Annotated in this window: 17 protein-coding genes; 10 read left to right on the forward strand and 7 right to left on the reverse strand. The window is 60.1% G+C overall.

The genetic code is table 11. The features are described 5' to 3' along the window. Window positions 1–9 precede the first annotated feature (9 nt). Window positions 10–771 carry a GNAT family N-acetyltransferase gene (locus tag DET50_RS00910; RefSeq protein ID WP_113861015.1) on the reverse strand — a complete coding sequence of 254 codons (762 nt, stop codon included), beginning with the start codon at window positions 769–771 and terminating at the stop codon, window positions 10–12. 237 nt (window positions 772–1,008) lie between these two features. Between DET50_RS00910 and DET50_RS00915 the strand changes: the two genes are divergently transcribed. The 3 genes from DET50_RS00915 (at window position 1,009) to glpK (ending at window position 5,130) form a co-directional block, all read left to right on the forward strand. Further along, window positions 1,009–1,746: a response regulator gene (locus DET50_RS00915; protein WP_113861016.1), complete on the forward strand. Its 738-nt coding sequence runs from the start codon at window positions 1,009–1,011 to the stop codon at window positions 1,744–1,746. Window positions 1,747–1,813: 67 nt separating this feature from the next. Continuing rightward, window positions 1,814–3,388 (forward strand): ATP-binding protein, encoded by a 1,575-nt coding sequence (locus DET50_RS00920; RefSeq protein WP_113861017.1) that lies wholly within the window; start codon window positions 1,814–1,816, stop codon window positions 3,386–3,388. Between the two features lie 260 nt (window positions 3,389–3,648). After that, complete coding sequence (glpK, locus tag DET50_RS00925; RefSeq protein ID WP_113861018.1) at window positions 3,649–5,130, forward strand: glycerol kinase GlpK; 1,482 nt, start codon at window positions 3,649–3,651, stop codon at window positions 5,128–5,130. A 6-nt stretch (window positions 5,131–5,136) separates the two neighbouring features. On the opposite strand, the gene DET50_RS00930 is transcribed toward glpK, so the two are convergent. Both DET50_RS00930 and argF read right to left on the reverse strand, forming a co-directional pair. Continuing rightward, window positions 5,137–6,210, reverse strand: a complete 1,074-nt coding sequence (locus tag DET50_RS00930; protein ID WP_113861019.1) for an ABC transporter ATP-binding protein — start codon at window positions 6,208–6,210, stop codon at window positions 5,137–5,139. 3 nt (window positions 6,211–6,213) lie between these two features. Next, on the reverse strand, window positions 6,214–7,128 hold the full coding sequence (gene argF / locus DET50_RS00935) for an ornithine carbamoyltransferase (RefSeq protein ID WP_113861020.1): 915 nt from the start codon (window positions 7,126–7,128) through the stop codon (window positions 6,214–6,216). A gap of 225 nt (window positions 7,129–7,353) precedes the next feature. On the opposite strand from argF, the gene grxD reads away from it, so the two are divergent. Continuing rightward, window positions 7,354–7,680 (forward strand): Grx4 family monothiol glutaredoxin, encoded by a 327-nt coding sequence (gene grxD / locus DET50_RS00940; protein ID WP_113861021.1) that lies wholly within the window; start codon window positions 7,354–7,356, stop codon window positions 7,678–7,680. Window positions 7,681–7,696: 16 nt separating this feature from the next. Here grxD and DET50_RS00945 read toward each other — a convergent pair whose 3' ends face one another. The 4 genes from DET50_RS00945 to DET50_RS00960 form a co-directional block, all read right to left on the reverse strand. Beyond that, window positions 7,697–8,494 (reverse strand): TonB family protein, encoded by a 798-nt coding sequence (locus tag DET50_RS00945; RefSeq protein WP_113861022.1) that lies wholly within the window; start codon window positions 8,492–8,494, stop codon window positions 7,697–7,699. An 11-nt stretch (window positions 8,495–8,505) separates the two neighbouring features. Further along, window positions 8,506–10,740: a DUF1631 domain-containing protein gene (locus DET50_RS00950; RefSeq protein ID WP_113861023.1), complete on the reverse strand. Its 2,235-nt coding sequence runs from the start codon at window positions 10,738–10,740 to the stop codon at window positions 8,506–8,508. A 137-nt stretch (window positions 10,741–10,877) separates the two neighbouring features. After that, the gene (locus DET50_RS00955) at window positions 10,878–12,167 is read right to left on the reverse strand and encodes an HlyC/CorC family transporter (protein WP_113861024.1); all 1,290 of its coding nucleotides are present in this window, start codon (window positions 12,165–12,167) and stop codon (window positions 10,878–10,880) included. Between the two features lie 85 nt (window positions 12,168–12,252). Then, the gene (locus DET50_RS00960) at window positions 12,253–13,059 is read right to left on the reverse strand and encodes a cytochrome C assembly family protein (protein WP_113861025.1); all 807 of its coding nucleotides are present in this window, start codon (window positions 13,057–13,059) and stop codon (window positions 12,253–12,255) included. A gap of 181 nt (window positions 13,060–13,240) precedes the next feature. Between DET50_RS00960 and ffh the strand changes: the two genes are divergently transcribed. The 6 genes from ffh to xerD all read left to right on the forward strand — a co-directional run bounded on the left by ffh (window position 13,241) and on the right by xerD (window position 17,706). Further along, window positions 13,241–14,626, forward strand: coding sequence for a signal recognition particle protein (gene ffh, locus DET50_RS00965; protein WP_092004897.1), 1,386 nt, complete (start codon window positions 13,241–13,243; stop codon window positions 14,624–14,626). 163 nt (window positions 14,627–14,789) lie between these two features. Beyond that, window positions 14,790–15,029: a 30S ribosomal protein S16 gene (rpsP, locus tag DET50_RS00970; protein WP_069184097.1), complete on the forward strand. Its 240-nt coding sequence runs from the start codon at window positions 14,790–14,792 to the stop codon at window positions 15,027–15,029. Between the two features lie 27 nt (window positions 15,030–15,056). Beyond that, window positions 15,057–15,584 carry a ribosome maturation factor RimM gene (gene rimM, locus DET50_RS00975; protein WP_113861026.1) on the forward strand — a complete coding sequence of 176 codons (528 nt, stop codon included), beginning with the start codon at window positions 15,057–15,059 and terminating at the stop codon, window positions 15,582–15,584. A 3-nt stretch (window positions 15,585–15,587) separates the two neighbouring features. Next, on the forward strand, window positions 15,588–16,334 hold the full coding sequence (gene trmD / locus DET50_RS00980) for a tRNA (guanosine(37)-N1)-methyltransferase TrmD (RefSeq protein WP_113861027.1): 747 nt from the start codon (window positions 15,588–15,590) through the stop codon (window positions 16,332–16,334). 37 nt (window positions 16,335–16,371) lie between these two features. Continuing rightward, window positions 16,372–16,728 carry a 50S ribosomal protein L19 gene (gene rplS, locus DET50_RS00985; RefSeq protein ID WP_092004888.1) on the forward strand — a complete coding sequence of 119 codons (357 nt, stop codon included), beginning with the start codon at window positions 16,372–16,374 and terminating at the stop codon, window positions 16,726–16,728. Between the two features lie 75 nt (window positions 16,729–16,803). Continuing rightward, complete coding sequence (gene xerD / locus DET50_RS00990; protein WP_113861028.1) at window positions 16,804–17,706, forward strand: site-specific tyrosine recombinase XerD; 903 nt, start codon at window positions 16,804–16,806, stop codon at window positions 17,704–17,706. Window positions 17,707–17,730: the final 24 nt, after the last annotated feature.

A 17,730-nucleotide genomic window follows, 5' to 3' on the forward strand; every position in this document is an offset into this window, starting at 1 on the left:
TGGCCGGGCTCACGACGCCCGGCCCATGAAATGGCGGCTGTACCGGGCGGCCAGATTGTCCACTTCCAGCAGTACCAGCAAATCAGCACACCGGAATTCCGGATCCCAGCAAGGCGCACCGCACACCCTCGCGCCCAGACGCATGTACGCGCGGATCAGTGGTGGAACATCGACCGGGCGGTCGGTGGCCGGGGCGTTCGTCAGGTGCGGCAATTTCCGTAACGGCGTGACCCGGAACGACTCGTCGGCCAGGTAAGTGGCCTGCAGGTGATTGGCAATCCGCCAGGCCTTGTGGCCGCCGTCGGACATGCCAATGCTGGCGCAACCAATCAGGTAGTCGATACCGTGTTTGATCAGGTATTCCGCCAGGGTGGCCCAGAGCAGGCTGATGGTGGCGCCGTTACGGTAGTCGGGGTGGACGCAGGTACGTCCCAGTTCAGCCACGCTTCCGGACAGCGAGGCCAGGGCGGAGAGATCGAATTCCCCCGCCGAATAGAACTCGCTGACCTCCCTGATCCGGCTTTGAGGCAGTACCCGGGTGGTGGCAATCAGGTTGCCGGTCCGGCTGTCGGTCACGATCAGATGATCGCAGAGTGTGTCGTAGGCGTCGGCGTCAATGCCGGGTGTGGTGGCGCCGAGGTCACTGCCGTATTCTGCGGAGAAAACCTCGTAGCGAAGGCGCTGGGCCTGCTCGATAGTGGCCGGGTCACGGGTGATGTCGGTACGGAGCTGTCGTGAGCTTTGCCTGGCTTTCGCGGTTTGTGCGGTCATGGCTTGGTCTCTTTGTGTCCATTTACCGACAAGGCTATGAACCGGCTGTGACACTGGGGTGACTGTCCAATGACCGCTGTATGACAGGTGTTGTCAGTGCAGGCCGGTTTGTCACGGGGTGTAACGGCGAGGCGCTTCCATGTATATTTCTGAATTGCATGTATAATTGCTGTTACATCGGGTTGCCTGTATTGTCAGGAGCTGTAAGCAACCGAAACCGGAATAACAAAACCAGAGATGGATGGCGTGGAACAGACGAACGAAAGTTGGCGAATTCTCATTGTTGAGGACGACGAACGGCTCGCAGAGCTGACCCGTGAATATCTGGAAAGCAACGGACTGATCGTAAGCCTGGAGGCAAATGGTTCGGCTGCTGTCGAGCGGATCCGCAGTGAACAGCCGGATCTGGTGGTTCTGGACCTGATGTTGCCCGGTGAAGATGGCCTGTCGGTCTGCCGCAAGGTGCGTCCCTTCTACAACGGCCCGATCATCATGCTCACCGCCCGTACCGATGATCTGGATCAGGTGCTCGGGTTGGAGATGGGCGCCGACGACTACATCAGCAAGCCGGTCAAGCCGAGGGTCCTGCTGGCTCGTATCCGTGCCATGCTGAGAAGGGTGACGGAGTCCGGCCAGGGTGGTGGTGAAGAGGCTTCCGGTGAGGAGCCGGTTCGACTCCAGTTCAATGACCTGATCGTGGACCGCTCCATGCGCGAAGCCTGGCTCAGTGACCAGAGCATTGACCTCACCAGCGCTGAATTCGACCTGCTCTGGCTGCTGGCCAGTAACGCCGGTCGCGTGCTGAGCCGTGAAGAAATTTTTACCGCCCTCCGGGGTATTGAATACGATGGTCAGGACCGTTCCATTGACGTCCGGGTGTCGCGGATCCGCCCGAAAATCGGTGATGATCCTATCCATCCGCGCCGGATCAAGACCGTTCGCAGCAAAGGCTACCTGTTTGTGAAGGAAGCCTGACGTTCCTGTTGCCGGCTCCGAACCCCGGGCAGTATGGGGGCGGGGCGGGCCTGCCAGGACTCCTGACATGTCCCTGAAGCTTTTCCTCAAACTGTACGCCCGTCTCGCCGGTGTGGCCGCACTGGTGGTTCTCCTGTGTATTGTCCTGTTCAATGGTCTCAATTCGGTCCGGCACCAGTTCTGGCTGGAGCGCTTCCCTGAGCCACTGATGCGCTGGCTGGCCGCGACACCGTCGCCGGAGCAGCAATATCACTGGCTGGCGGCCTGGTATGACCTGAAAAACCTTCCCCCCGAAGAAATGGAATTGTCGCCGGTGATCCGTGAGCGCCTGGGCTATGGGCAGGTCGTGGCGGAAGAAGCACCGATCGGTTACCGGCTGATGGTCGAGACCCCTGCCGGAACCATCCTGCAGATCCGCTTTGAAGAGCCATACCTGGGCGTTTCCAGGGCCCTGGCCCTGGTTGTGCGTTGGCACCTGGAGTCGGTGAACAGGGCGGGCCGGGAAGACATGGCAGTACGCCTGGCCAGTCATCTGGGAGTGTCCATCGCCTGGTTGGATGAGGCCGGCATGTTGCCCCCGGGTCCGGTGTTGCAGCAGATTACCGAGCAGGATGTGGTGTTGTACGGCCCGGACCACGGAGACCGGCGCGACGCCCTGTTGAGACTGAGTGACGGCGCCCTGGTGAACGTGGGGCTGTCCGGGCCGTTCTCCCCCTATGGATGGCCGGTGATCACTCTCCTGGTATTACTCGTTGGCGGCGTCCTGGCCCTGGCTTTGTGGCTGGCGATCAAGGCCGTGGACAACAATCTTCGACAGGTGGAATCGGTGGCCGTCCGTATTGCCCGGGGTGAGATGGGAGCGCGTGTGGACGCAGGTTCCAGCACCCTGGTGAGCCGTCTCGCGGCCGCTTTCAACGGCATGGCAGAGCATATCCAGCGCCTGGTGCAGGTTCAGCGGGAGATGATTCATGCCGTCTCCCACGAGCTGCGCACGCCGGTGGCCCGGATCCGTTTCGGGGTCCAGATGATCGAGGATTGCCAGGACCAGGGCATGCTGCAGAAGCAACTGGAGGGGATTGATGGCGACATCCAGGAGCTGGATGAGCTGATCGACGAGATTCTTACCTATGCCCGCCTGGAGCAGGGCGGCCCGGTATTCTCGTTGCGGGAGTACTCGGTAACGGAGGTAGTGCGCCAAGTGGTGTCCGAGCAGCGGTTGATTCGCCCGAACCTCACCATCGAGAGTGATATTGACGAAGACACCGAGCGTTGCTCATTGTCGGATATCGAACCAAGGTACATCCACAGGGCGATCCAGAACCTGGTGGGTAATGCCGGGCGTTATGCCAACGGCCGCGTGGCGGTTCGTTGCCGGATTGATGAGGACAACTGCCGGGTGGATGTGGAGGATGACGGGCCGGGGGTCCCCGAAGAAGATTGGGAGAAGGTCTTTACCGCGTTTGCCCGGCTCGATGACAGCCGGACGCGGACCTCGGGCGGCTATGGTCTGGGTTTGTCCATAGTTCGCCGAATCCTCTATTGGCACGGTGGCCAGGCCTTCGTCAGTCGGAGCGAGGAGCTAGGCGGCGCACGCTTCAGCCTGGTCTGGCCGAGGCGGAAGCCGACGGATTCTGTTTTGTGAACCAGGCCTCACTGCCTCACCTGATGTAACAAAGCCGCTACATAACGCCAACTGACGCTTTTCCCCCGGATGCCCATAATCAAAAGCGTAAGGGATGACTTTTGAGGTTGTAGTTCTTACGAACTTTCCTTGTTTCATTCGTCATTTAAGGGCCGGTTTTTCCGGCCCTTTTTTTATGTGCTTCCTCCCGTTTCCGGCCACTGCGCCTCTCCTTCAATGGTTTCTGCTGGTAGACTTGCGGAAAACAAAGGAGGCTTGCCATGACCCGCTACCTGCTTGCGATTGACCAGGGAACCACCAGCTCGCGCGCGATCGTCTTCGACCCAGCCGGCACCATCGTGGGCGTGGCCCAGCAGGAATTCCACCAGTACTTTCCCCGCGACGGCTGGGTCGAGCACGACGCGCTCGAGATCTGGGACAGCACCCTGACGGTCTGTCGAGCCGCACTGGAAAAGGCGGGAATCGACGCGGCGGATGTCGCAGGTATCGGGATCACCAACCAGCGCGAGACCACGGTGATCTGGGAACGGGCGACCGGCAAACCCATCCACCACGCCATTGTCTGGCAGGATCGCCGGACCGCTTCCTGGTGCACCAAGCTCAAGGAAGATGGCTTTGAGAATGTGGTGGTGGACCGCACGGGCCTGCTAATTGATCCCTACTTTTCTGCCACCAAGATCTCCTGGATTCTTGATAATGTTGAGGGCGCGCGGGCCCGGGCAGAAGCCGGCGAGCTTGCTTTCGGGACGGTGGACAGCTGGCTGCTCTGGAACCTGACCGGCGGCCGCTCCCATTACACCGACGCCACCAATGCCTCCCGTACCGCCCTGTTCAATATCCACAGCCAGAGCTGGGACGACACCCTGCTGGACCTGTTCCGTGTTCCCCGTCAATTGCTGCCCGAGGTGCTGGACTGCGCCGCGGACTTCGGCACCACCGATAGGGAATGGCTGGGTGCCGAGCTTCAGGTAGCGGGCATCGCCGGCGACCAGCATGCCGCCCTGATCGGCCAGGCCTGTTTCGAGCCCGGCATGGCCAAGAGCACCTACGGCACGGGTTGCTTCCTGATGCTCAATACGGGCGACACGGCCCTGCGGTCCGAGAACCGGTTGTTGACGACCATGTCGTACCGGCTCGACGGCAAGCCGACCTATGCGGTGGAGGGCAGTATTTTTGTGGCGGGGGCGGCCATGCAGTGGTTGCGGGACGGTCTGGGTCTGATTGCCCATGCCGACGAGTCCCTGGCCCACGCCGAGCGTGTGGGAGTGGAGAACGCGGTATACCTGGTTCCGGCCTTCACGGGGCTGGGCGCCCCCCATTGGGATCCCCACGCCCGCGGGGCGATCATGGGGCTGACCCGGGATACCGGTATCGGGGAGATCGTGACGGCCGGCCTGCAGTCCGTGTGCTACCAGACCAAGGATCTGGTGCGGGCCATCCAGAACGACGGTGCCCGCCTGGCATCGCTGCGGGTGGATGGCGGCATGGCGGTGAACGACTGGGTCATGCAGTTCCTGGCGGACATTCTCAATGTCACCGTGGATCGGCCCAGGATCACCGAAACCACTGCTCTGGGCGCCGCCTACCTGGCCGGTTTGCAGACTGGCGTCTACAGCAGTCTGGAGGAGATTTCCAGCCTCTGGGAGTGCGAGCGCCAGTTCCGTCCGGACATGAGGCCGTCATTGCGGGAGTCTCTGTACGCCGGCTGGTTGGATGCGGTTGACCGGGTGTGTAACCGCTGAAGAATCTCAGCCGGTGCGCTCGAAGGCAATCAGGTGGTCGGCCTCGACCCGGACCGGTACCTGTTCGCCCAGGTGGAAGTCCAGATGGCTCCGGAACAGGGCTTCGAACTCGGTCTCTTCTGAGCAGCGGAAACGGTAAAGGGTTGATGTACCGGCAAAGGTCTTTTCCACCACTTTCGGGCGCAGGTCCGAGTTCTCGTCGTAGACGATGTCGTCCGGTCGGATGAGCACGTCCACAAGGGTGCCCGGTTCCCACTTATAGGCCCGGTTGCCGTGGATGATGCCCAGTTCCGAGTCGATGGTGTCGGGCCCCAGAGCCTTGCCCGGGATGAACCCGCCCTGGCCGACGAAGCTGGCCACAAACCGGTTCGCCGGCTCATGGTAGAGGTTGTAGGGCACATCCCACTGGAGTAGCTCGCCCCCTTTGAGTACCGCAACCTGATCACACATGGCAAAGGCTTCCTGCTGGTCATGGGTCACCAGGATGGCGCTGATACCGAGGGTCTTCAGGATCTCCCGTACATCCAGGCTCAGACGACGCCGCAGGTCCGCGTCCAGATTGGAGAAGGGCTCATCCAGCAGGATCAGGGTCGGCTCGGGCGCCAGTGCCCTGGCCAGGGCAACCCGTTGCTGCTGACCGCCCGAGAGTTCGTGGGGGTAGCTGTTTGCCAGGTCCTGCAGGTGTACCACTTCCAGAAGTTCCATGACTTTCTGGCGTCGTTCCGCCTTGCTCACACCCTTCAGGCCAAAACCGACGTTATCGGCGATGCTCAGGTGAGGAAACAGGGCGTAGTCCTGGAATACCATGCCGATCCGGCGTTTCTCCGGTGCCAGGGTCCGACCGGGCAGGCTGATTGTCTGTGATTCCAGGCAGATCTCGCCGCTGTTCAGGGGCAGGAAGCCGGCCAGTGCCCTCAGGATGGTGCTCTTGCCGCAGCCGCTGGGGCCAAGCAGACAGCCGATATCGCCATGGCTGAGCGCGAAATTGACTCCCTTGACCACGGAGTCGGCGCCATAGCCGCAGGACAGGTTGTTGACTTCCAGTAACCAGTCCCCGACGGGGGAAGCGGGTACACCCATAGATCAGTCCAATCGGTTGAGAATAAGGAACTCGAGCAGGGCTTTCTGGGCATGCAGGCGGTTTTCCGCCTCGTCCCAGACCACGGAGCCCGGGTGCTCCATCATGTCGGCGGAAATCTCCTCGCCGCGATGGGCGGGCAGGCAGTGCATGAAAAGCGCGTCCTTGTCTGCCACGGCCATCAGATCCGGGTTGATCTGGTAGTCCCGGAAGGCCTTCTCCCGGGCTTTCTGCTCATCTTCCTGGCCCATGGAGGCCCAGACGTCGGTGACCAGCAGGTTGGCACCCCTGGCCGCTTGGGCCGGATCCCGGACGATGGTGACACGGTCGCCGTGCTCCTTCATCAGGGCTTCGCTGGGTTCATAGCCCTCCGGGCAGGCCACGTTCAGGTGAAAGTCAAAGCGGGTAGCGGCGTTGATGTAGGAATGGCACATGTTGTTGCCATCGCCAATCCAGGCCACCGTTGCGCCGCGAATGCTGCCCCGGTGCTCCCGGTAGGTCTGCATGTCTGCCAGCAGTTGGCACGGATGGAAATCATCGGTCAGGGCATTGATCACCGGCACGCGGGATGCCGCCGCAAAGCGTTCGACCGTCTCATGGGCAAAGGTGCGGATCATAACCGCGTCGACCATGCTGGAGATGACAATTGCAGAGTCCTCGATGGGCTCGCCGCGCCCGAGCTGGGTGTCCCGGGGAGACAGGAACAGGGCGGAACCACCGAGCTGGGTCATGCCGGCTTCAAACGACACTCGGGTGCGGGTGGAGGACTTTTCGAAGATCATGGCCAGCACGCGGTTTTTCAGGGAATCACGTACCTTGCCCTGCCGCCACTCGTTACGAAGCTTGCTTGCATGGTCCAGCAGCTGCTCGAGCTCGCCGGTGGACATGTCATTCAGTGTCAGAAAATGTCGTGCCGCCATGAAATGGCCCTTACCTCAATGAAACCGCGACTTGCGGGGTTCCTGATGTCTGGTTGATGGAAAGCTGTGCCGGGAAAAACGGGGGATCAAGTCTAGCCCGTCGGGGGAGGGATGACAACGCTGCCTACCCCATCCGGGTGTTTGGTGGCCGGTCCCGTACACGTGTACAATAGGCTCAGCAGATTGCCCGAGGGCGATTCCGTTTTCAATCAGAGGTGAATGTTCATGGACATCAATGAAACCATCAAGAGCCAGCTCGAAGAGAACCCGATCATTCTGTATATGAAGGGCACCCCGCAGGCTCCGCAATGCGGTTTCTCCGCCAAGACTGTGCAGGCGCTGATGGCCTGTGGTGAGCGTTTCGCATTCGTCAATATCCTGGACAACCAGGAACTGCGTGAAGGCCTTAAGGTCTACTCCAGCTGGCCGACCTATCCGCAGCTCTACATCAATGGCGAGCTGGTGGGCGGTTGTGACATCGTTCTGGAAATGTCCGAAAGCGGTGAGCTGGCCAAGATGGTCAAGGAAGCGGCCAAGCAAGCCGAGGCCTGATCTCCGCCCGGGGGGCTCAGAGACGCTTCGGGGAGAACACCAGTTCCACCTCGAAGCGGTCCCCGGTTTCACTGTCACCCGGAGGCTCCGGGTAGGGGCTTGCCGCAAGGGCCGCGCGATAAGCGGCTTCGTCCACTGTTTGAATCCCCGTCGATTTCACCACTCTGGCCCGTGTCAGGGCACCATTCTTCATCAGCTGAAGTTCGATCTCCATCCTCGCGCTGTCTGTCAGCTGGCTAATGGCTGGCACCCGCAGTTGCTCAAGTTCCTTCGCCAGATGTACCGCGAGCCGGATCAGGTAGGGGTCCTGCTGGCTTGGTGACCGGGTGATCCGGGTCACCTCTGCATTTTCGGCCTCATCCTGCATCTCCTCAGGCTCGCCCGCCTCGCTGGCAACACTGGCAGGCTTCGATGAGCTGGCCTGCTGCTCTGCCGGTTTCGGTCTGGCCTTGTCGGGCGCGGGTGGGGTTTTCCTCTGTGCAGGTTCGGCGACAGTCCGGGACGATGATGTCGATGTCACCGGGGTGGGCGCTGGTTGTGTTTTTTCGGCAGATTCTGGTGTTTCGAACCGGGGATTCCGCTCGGCAGGTTGCTCCCGGGGCTGAGTATCGGCAGGTGCCGCCGGCTGGCTGGACGTGGCCGGGGTAGACCCGGGAGTGAACAGCTCAAGCGTCAGGCGGTGATGGTGTTCCCGGGTAGCCGGTTGCGGGAACGGGAGTCCGGAAAGGAACAATGTGTGCAGAAGGATGGCAACGGACAGCGCCAGGGCTATCCGGTAGCTGGCCGGTAGCCCTTTTACTGAAGGGTGGGGCACTGATATTGGTGTCAGGCGGTCTTGCTCCGCAGTGAGCCGACAACGGCGTCGAGTGCCCGGTCAATCAGGGCACCCTGTTCAAGCAGGGTGAGTCGGCCGCGACGCATCTCGTGGGCCAGTTCCAGGCGGGTCTTCTCGATCACCTTGAGCCCCATGCGGTTTACGAAGACAAACGAATCCGCCTCTTCGATAATGGCCGAGAGCTTGCACCGGAAGCTGGCGCCGTTGACCAGGCGGAATTCCACCCAATCACCAATTTCGATGCTGTCGATCTGGGTGACGAATTCGGCGATGGCGGCGTCCTCCAGCTCCTGCTGGCGTTCCACCGCGCTTTTCTGGGCGCCGGGGAGGTCGTCTTCTTCGTCGGTGTCGGTCGCTGCTTCAGGCGATTCCTGCAGGGTCTCCGCGACCGCGTTGGTGCGGAAGGCTTCTGCCAATTCGTGTTTCAGTTGTGCCATGGTCTCGTCAAGTCGCGACGAGTTGTAGGACACTTCCTCAAGGCCGGCACGCAGGGTCTTGAGCAGACCGGGAACGACCCGGACCCACTGGTCGCGCTCGTCATCCCCGTTATGGGGGTGCAGGCACCAGATCAGGTCGTCGACCACCTTGACCGATTCCTGCCAGCGATGCTCCACATCATCCCGCAGGTAAGCCAGGAACATGAAGCGGCTCCAGCCGTTCACCAGGAGGTCGCGCACGACATCTGGCAGTCTGTGCCTGGCGAGCTTCTTGCGCAGGATGGTGTCGACGGTCTGTTGAGCCTGTTGGGACTTGATCCGTCCGCGCTCGGATTCCCGGGTGCGCTGCTCGACCAGGGTTGCCTTGCGGTTCTCCCGTTCGAGGAACTGTTCAAACTCCCGATTGAGGGTGTCGAACAGGCTGATATCACCGTCAAACTCGTTGAGAATTCTCTGGACCGTTTCGTGGATCTGGCTGTAGAGCTTGTCCTTGGCCTTTTCGTCGCTCTTGCTCCAGCCGATACCGGCCCTTGCCAGTGAGTTGAGCAGTTTCCTGGCCGGGTGTGAGGCCTGGCTGAAGAACGTTTTGTCCCGGATAACCACTTTCAGGATCGGGATCTGAAGACGACTGATCAGCACCTGGACCGGTGCCGACAGGTTGTAGTCGTCCAGGATGAATTCGAACAGCATCGACACGAGGTTGATGAGATCCTCGTCTACTTCGTTAAGGGCGGGCTTGCGGCCGTCTTCCGATTCTGTCCGTGCCAGCAGTTGCTCGACGATGGCGTGGAGATCCACGGTCACCGGTTCGCCCTCACTCAGGTCGCCATCCGGTGAATAGGAGTCGGCCAGCGGTATGGCGCTCAGAAGGCCGGCCAGCTCAGCATGGCCTACAACCCGGACCTGGGTATTGGAGGATCGGGCGGGAATGCCGGCATTGGCCCGCTGCATGGCCAGCATCTGCCGGATCTGCTCGAAAACGGGGCTGGTTTCCTCGCCACCGGCCGCTCCGCCGGTGCCGGGCCTTTCTGACGCCGACTGCGAGGTCGCGGCCGATGCCTCGGAGCGTTTCTTCTCCGCCTGTTGACCGGACTTTCCGTGGTACCGGAAATTGGGAATGATGCCCGCCTGGATCAGAATACGATTGGCTTCGTCCAGGAGCATACCCAGGTTCGATACCACGTAGCGGTCGAACTGCTTGAGCAGGATGAGCCGTTCCCGGATCTGGATTTCCAATGCGTGAATGGCCTCGATAAAGGCACCGCAGAGATGATCAGGGGCCATGGGGTTGACCGGGGCCTCATCACTGGCGTCCGGATAGACCTGGCTGAAGCGGGCCTGAAGCTGAAGCAGTGGCCCCTGGAAGTGAGCCCTGGCCTTGCCGATCATGGCGTTGAGGGCAACCTGCTCTTCGAGGTCTTCGTCACCGACCAGCGACAGCGTATCGGCGCTGGTGCTGTAGGCGGGAGTTTCCCCCTGGGTCTGGCCGGTGCGAGGGGGGTCGGCAAACAATCCGGCGACAGAAGTCTGGAACTGGCGCTCCACGCCCTTGCGCTTGATGCGGATTTCCCGCATCGCCTCGAAGTAGCGATTCTGCTCGTTGTTACTGCGGGCATTGTTAGCCAGTTCGAACAGGGAGTCGTCGACAGCGTCAAAGGCTCCCTGCAGCAGATCGCCCAGTCCGGCGACCACCGTGTCACGAATACGCGTAACCTCTGCAGGAACCGGTTTGCTGCTGGCTGCTTGCTTGGGGTCGCGGAGGTAATGTATGCCGGACTGCTTATTCATGGCCTTCTCCTGTCTACGCCTTAACCGGATACATGACCGAGCTGGAACTCCATGTGTTCTCGTTGTTGGTTAAATTTACCGCAATTTGCCGTACATTAACATGAATAAACGCCATCCTGAGAGCCTTGTCAAAAAAATCAGCGGCTGCCGAGGTGCAGAGACCGCTTTTTCCGCTTGCGGGGGTGCACTATAGCGGCCTTGACCACGTTGTCCTTGATCTGGAGCACTTCCACCCGGTGACCATCCACTTTCAGGCACACGTTTGTGTCGGGGATGTTCTCCAGGGTTTCGGTGATCAGGCCGTTGAGGGTTTTCGGCCCGTCAATTGGCAGTTTCCAGCCCAGAGTCTTGTTGATGGTACGAACGGCGGTCGTACCATCGATAATGAAGGTGCCGTCGTCCTGGGGGATGATGTCCGGGCTGGTGGCAGCATAATCGGTGGTGAACTCCCCGACGATCTCCTCGAGGATGTCTTCCAGTGTTGCCAGGCCGAGCACGTCCCCGTATTCGTCCACGACGATACCGAAGCGGCGCTTGCCTTTCTGGAAGTTGATCAGCTGGGTATTGAGCGGAGTGCTCTCCGGGATGAAGTAGGGCTCCTGGCACAGCTGCATGATCATTGCCTTGTTGACTTCTTCCTGCTGGACGAGCTTGGAAACACTGCGAAGGTGCAGGATGCCTTGAATGTTGTTGATATCGCCCTTGAACACTGGCAGCCGGGTATGCTGACTGCTCCTGAGCTGCCTTAGAATGGTGTCGGTGTCGTCGTCCAGGTCGACACCCACCACTTCGTTTCGGGGCACCATGATGTCGTTCACGGTCACCTTTTCCAGATCGAGGATGCTGACCAGCATATCCTTGTGTTTGGCGGGAATCAGGGCTCCGGCCTCGTTGACGAGGGTTCTGAGTTCTTCCCGGCTGAGGTGTTCCGAGGCGGCGTCCTCAGGAGACACCTTGAGCAGTTTTAGGATCAGCCCGGTGAAGAGATTGACCGCCCAGACGATGGGGTAGAGCACCTTGAGGAGCGGGCCAAGGATGTAGCTGGCCGGGAAAGCGATCTTCTCGGGGAACAGAGCCGCCAGGGTTTTCGGGGTTACCTCGGCGAAAATCAGGATGACGATGGTCAGCAGCAGGGTGGCGATGGCAATACCAGCATCACCCCAGATCCGGATCGCGATAACGGTGGCAATGGATGAAGCCAGGATGTTGACGAAGTTGTTGCCGATGAGGATGACGCCGATCAGCTGGTCAGTTCTCTGGAGCAGTCCCTGGGCCCGCCTGGCACCCTTGTGGCCGGTCTTGGCCATATGCTTCAGCCGGTACCGGTTCAGTGACATCATGCCGGTCTCGGAGCTCGAGAAGAAGGCCGACAGGCAGATGAGGGCAACGAGGAGGATAAACAGCGCGGAAAGCGATGTTTCGTTCAAAGGAAAAGGTCCTTATTTTACTGACAAGTTGGGAAAATAGGTTTTGTTCTGGTCAGGTGTCAAGCCGGTGGATCCGGTTGGCCTTTCAGCCCCCGCGGTGGAACACCAGTTCAAGGACAAACTTGCTGCCATAAAAGGCCAGCATCAGGAGAATGCAGCCGGCCAGGGTCCAGCGGCTGGCGGTCATGCCCCGCCACCCCTGGGTGTAGCGGCCGATCAGCAGAGCCACGAAGACCAGCAGTGACAGCAGAGAAAACACCGTCTTGTGGGCCAGGTCCTGGGCGAAGAGATCCTCGATGAACAGGGCCCCGGTGACAATCGCCAGCACCAGCAGCACCACCCCGGCCCAGACCATCTCGAACAGCAGTGACTCCATGGTTTGCAGCGGCGGCAGGTTGCGGACCAGAAGGCTGTTGTAATTGTGCTTGAGCTGGCGGTTCTGGAAGTACAGCAGAATGGCCTGGATGGCGGCGAGGCTAAACAGGCTGTAGGCTGTCACGGATAACGCGATATGGGACAGCATGCCATAGCTTTGTCCCGAAACCAGTCGCGACGGCGAATGGGTGATCAGCGCCAGGATGATGGTCAGTGCCGCGAGCGGGTAAACACCAAGAAACAGACTCTGGACTGGTTTTCTGAGATTGAGGCCCAATAAAAGGAAAGCGATCAGCCACGAGATCAGGAGTGAGCTTTTGAAAAAGCTGAAGTCAAAGCCGTCATCGTGGTAGACCGTCTGGGCGATCAGCAGGCCGTGACTGGTCAGGGCCAGAATCCCGATCAGGGTGGTGATGGCCAGGTTGCTTTGCACCCGTCCACGGAAATGAAGCGCCTGCAGCGCGGTACCAACGCTGTATAAAAAGAGAGAGGTGACCGCGAGAATCAGCGTTCCCATGACTTCCTTATGACTACTCTACTGGCTGGGTAAGCGGCTGTTTGTCAGCCGATTTGACCGGGTTGGTCGTTTCAGGGCGATAGTCTGGTTATAATGTCGCGATTATGCAACAGGAATCAAGGCGGCCCGTCTGGCTCTTTGATTCGGTATACATTTTATTTCCGGGGTACGGAAGAGACGCATGTTTGAAAATCTCCAGGACCGGCTTTCCGGCAGTTTGCGCAAGATTACCGGTCAGGCGCGACTGACCGATGACAACATCAAGGATACCCTGCGCGAAGTGCGCATGGCCTTGCTCGAGGCGGACGTTGCCCTCCCAGTGGTCAAGGACTTCGTGGAGGGGGTTCGCAAGCGTGCAGTTGGCCAGGAAGTCCAGCGCAGCCTGACCCCGGGTCAGGTCTTCGTCAAAGTTGTCCAGCAGGAACTCGAACGGGTGATGGGCGAGGGCAACGAGTCCCTCAACCTCTCGGTTCAGCCGCCTGCCGTGATCATGATGGCGGGTTTGCAGGGTGCGGGTAAGACCACCACGGTGGCCAAGCTTTCCCGCTTCCTTAAAGAGCGCCAGAAAAAATCGGTGATGGTGGTCAGTGCCGACGTCTATCGTCCGGCCGCGATCAAGCAGCTGGAGACCCTGGCCGGCGAGGTGGGTGTCGAGTTCTTCCCGAGCACGGCGGACCAGGACCCGGTGGATATCGCCGAGGGTGCGATCGGCGCGGCGCGCAAGAAGCATATAGATGTGGTGATTCTCGATACCGCCGGTCGTCTGCACGTCGATGAACAGATGATGGGCGAGATTGGTCGCCTGCATCAGGCGGTCAAGCCGGTCGAGACCCTGTTCGTGGTCGACTCCATGACCGGTCAGGATGCGGCCAATACCGCCAAGGCCTTCAATGATGCCCTGCCGCTCACCGGTGTGGTGCTCACCAAGACCGATGGCGATGCCCGGGGCGGTGCCGCCCTGTCGGTTCGTCATATCACCGGCAAGCCGATCAAGTTCCTTGGTGTCGGTGAGAAATCTGATGCCCTGGAGCCGTTCTATCCGGATCGGGTGGCTTCCCGGATTCTGGGTATGGGCGATGTGCTGTCTCTCATTGAAGAGGCCGAGCGCAAGCTGGACCAGAAGAAGGCCCAGAAGCTCACCAAGAAGATCAAGAAGGGCAAGGGGTTCGATCTCGAGGATTTCAGGGATCAGCTGCAGCAGATGAAGAACATGGGCGGCATCGGTGGTCTGCTCGACAAGCTGCCGGGAATGGGGCAGATGGCCCAGATGGCGCAGCAGCAGGTCAATGACAAGTCCCTGGGTCAGATGGAAGCCATCATCTGCTCGATGACGCCGAAGGAGCGCCGCTACCCGGATGTTATCAACAACTCCCGCAAGCGTCGTATTGCGGCGGGCTCCGGTACGCAGATCCAGGACGTGAACCGCCTGCTCAAGCAACACAAGCAGATGTCGAAGATGATGAAAAAGTTTGGCAAGAAAGGTGGAATGGCCAACATGATGCGCGGCATGGGTGGTATGATGCCGCCCGGCGGCGGTGGCGGAATGCCCCCGTTTGGCCGTATGTAAAAAGCCTTATGCCGAAAACGGGGAAACAGCTGGTTTCCCTGTTTTCTTTGGCGCTTTTTTAGCATAGAATAGCGCCCCTTTCGAGTATGGGTCTTCGCGTCAGCCGTCTCCGGCGGGCGTGAATCGTACAAAGTTCGTACAACAGAACAGGATATTGGTCGAAATGGTAACAATCCGTTTGGCTCGTGGCGGCTCCAAGAAGCGCCCGTTCTACCATCTGACAGTCACCGACAGCCGCAAATCCCGCGACGGTCGTTTTATTGAGCGCGTTGGTTTCTTCAACCCGGTCGCACGCGGCCAGGAAGAGCGTCTGCGTGTTGATCGTGATCGTGTCGAATTCTGGCTCGGTCAGGGCGCACAGACCAGCGAGCGCGTTGCTCAGCTGCTGAAGGCTGCTGAGTAAGACAGTACTGAAGCCGGGGTTTATGGCATGACACAGAATTCGCAGGAAACTGTGATCGGCCGGATTACCTCGGTGTTTGGGGTCAAGGGATGGCTCAAGGTCTTTTCCTACACTGACCCCAAGGAAGGAATTCTTAACTACCGGGACTGGACACTGGTCCAGGACGGTAAGAGGATTTCGGCCAGGCTTGAGGAGGGTCGCCGCCAGGGGCAGGGGATCGTCGTCAGGCTTAAAGGTATTGATGATCGTGAAGTTGCGCGCACGTACAGTGGCGCAGAAATCCTGGTTCCGACGGCAGAGTTGCCGGAGCTGCCCCGTGGTGAATACTACTGGTATCAGCTGGAAGGCCTGGAGGTGTTCACGATCGAGGGGCTGAACCTGGGTAAGGTTCATCACCTGATGGAAACAGGGTCCAACGATGTCCTCGTGGTGCGTTCCACCCGGGACTCGGCAGACCAGCGCGAGCGGCTGATTCCCTATCTGCCGGATCAGGTCGTCCGGGAAGTGGATCTGGCTGGCAACCGGCTGGTTGTTGACTGGGATCCGGAGTTCTGACGGGTGTGGATTGGCGCTGTCAGTCTGTTCCCGGAAATGTTTCGTGCGGTTACTGATTGCGGGATAACCGGAAGGGCGGTTCGGGAAGGTCTGCTGACCTTCGAGAGCTGGAACCCCCGGGAATTTACCCATGATCGTCACCGCACGGTAGACGACCGGCCATACGGTGGCGGTCCCGGTATGCTGATGAAAATACAGCCCCTGCGGGATGCCATTCATGCGGCTCGGGAGGCGGCACCTGGTAAAGCCTGTGTGGTTTACCTGTCGCCCCAGGGAGAAACCCTGACTCAGTCTGTTGTTGAATCCCTTGCGGAGGAGCAGCAACTGATCCTGGTTTCGGGGCGCTACGAGGGTGTTGATGAACGCCTGATCTCGACGGAAGTCGATCGGGAAGTGTCACTGGGTGATTTTGTTCTTTCCGGTGGCGAACTGGCGGCCATGGTCGTTGTTGATGCGGTGACACGCCTCATCCCCGGAGCGCTGGGTCATGCGCAGTCGGCAGAGCAGGATTCCTTTGCCGATGGATTGCTGGATTGTCCGCACTACACCCGGCCCGAAGTTTACGAAGGTCAGGCGGTGCCGGAAGTTCTTTTGGGCGGTCACCACGAGCAGATCCGGCGTTGGCGGCTCAAAGAGTCGTTAAGGCGAACCCGGGAGCGACGCCCCGACCTGCTGGAAAAGCGGGTGCTTACGGACGAAGAGCGTGAGCTGCTGGAAGAAATTTTGAATGAACCGGGTGTCTCTGAGTGATCAGGGCATTGAGAGATTGGGTATCAGGAGCATTACGATGAGCGGCAAGAACAACATCATCAGTCAAATTGAAGCAGAACAGATGACCAAGGAAATCCCTGCGTTCGCGCCGGGTGATACCGTGGTCGTTCAGGTTCGCGTAACCGAGGGTAACCGTGAGCGTCTGCAGGCGTTCGAAGGCGTGGTTATCGGCAAGCGCAACCGTGGCATGAACTCCTCCTTCACCGTGCGCAAGATTTCCTACGGTGTTGGTGTAGAGCGTACTTTCCAGACCTACTCCAAGCTGATCGACAGCATCAGCGTGAAGCGTCGTGGTGACGTACGTCAGGCCAAGCTGTACTACCTGCGTGACCTGTCTGGTAAGGCAGCTCGCATCAAGGAAAAGCTGGGCTGATTGACGAATCGTCAAAGGACCAGTTAAAAAGGCAGCCTCGAGGGGCTGCCTTTTTTGTGCCCGGGAACCGGTACCGTGAGACCTGACGACGACGCTATCATACGTCGGTTTACCGACGCCCTCTGGCTGGAAGATGGCCTGGGAGAGAAAACCCGTGAAGCCTATCGGGGGGACCTTGCGCGCCTGGCGCAATGGCTGGAGCAGCAGCCGGGCACCCCGATGCTCACCGCCGCCAGGCGCACGGATCTGCTGGCCTGGATGGCCCGGGGCCTGGCCGAGGGGGTCAAGACCTCCACTGCAGCGCGTCGCCTGTCCGGGGTGCGACGCTTCTACCGTTTCCTGATGCGGGAGGGGGTTATCGCCGAGGATCCGACCTTGCGGATCGACAGCCCCAGGCTTCCGCGCCGGCTGCCTGACTCTCTGACCGAAGAAGAGGTCGAGGCCCTGCTGTCGGCGCCGGATATTTCCATTCCGCTGGAGCTCCGTGACAAGGCTATGCTCGAGATCCTGTACGGGTGCGGCCTGCGGGTGTCGGAGCTGACCGGATTGCGGGTCGACCAGGTCAATGTCCGTCAGGGCGTGATCCGGATCACCGGCAAGGGCGACAAGGAACGGCTCGTGCCCCTGGGGGAAGAGGCGGTGGACTGGCTGCTCCGGTACATGAGGGAAGGTCGTGCCGAACTGCTCAAGGGGCGGCCCTGTGACGCCCTGTTTCCGGGTAACCGGGCGGCGGCCATGACCCGGCAGACCTTCTGGCACCGGGTCCGTCACTATGCAATCCGGGCCGGTATCCACAAGCACCTGTCACCCCACACCCTGCGCCATGCCTTTGCGACGCATCTGCTGAACCATGGAGCGGATCTCCGGGTGGTGCAGATGCTGCTGGGGCATTCGGACCTGTCCACGACCCAGATCTACACCCATGTTGCGCGTCAGCGTCTGCACGCCATGCACCGGGAACATCATCCCCGGGGCTGAGCCTTGGCGATTACCCGCTATGTG

Source organism: Marinobacter pelagius (assembly GCF_003315345.1).
GTDB classification, from domain to species: domain Bacteria; phylum Pseudomonadota; class Gammaproteobacteria; order Pseudomonadales; family Oleiphilaceae; genus Marinobacter; species Marinobacter pelagius_A.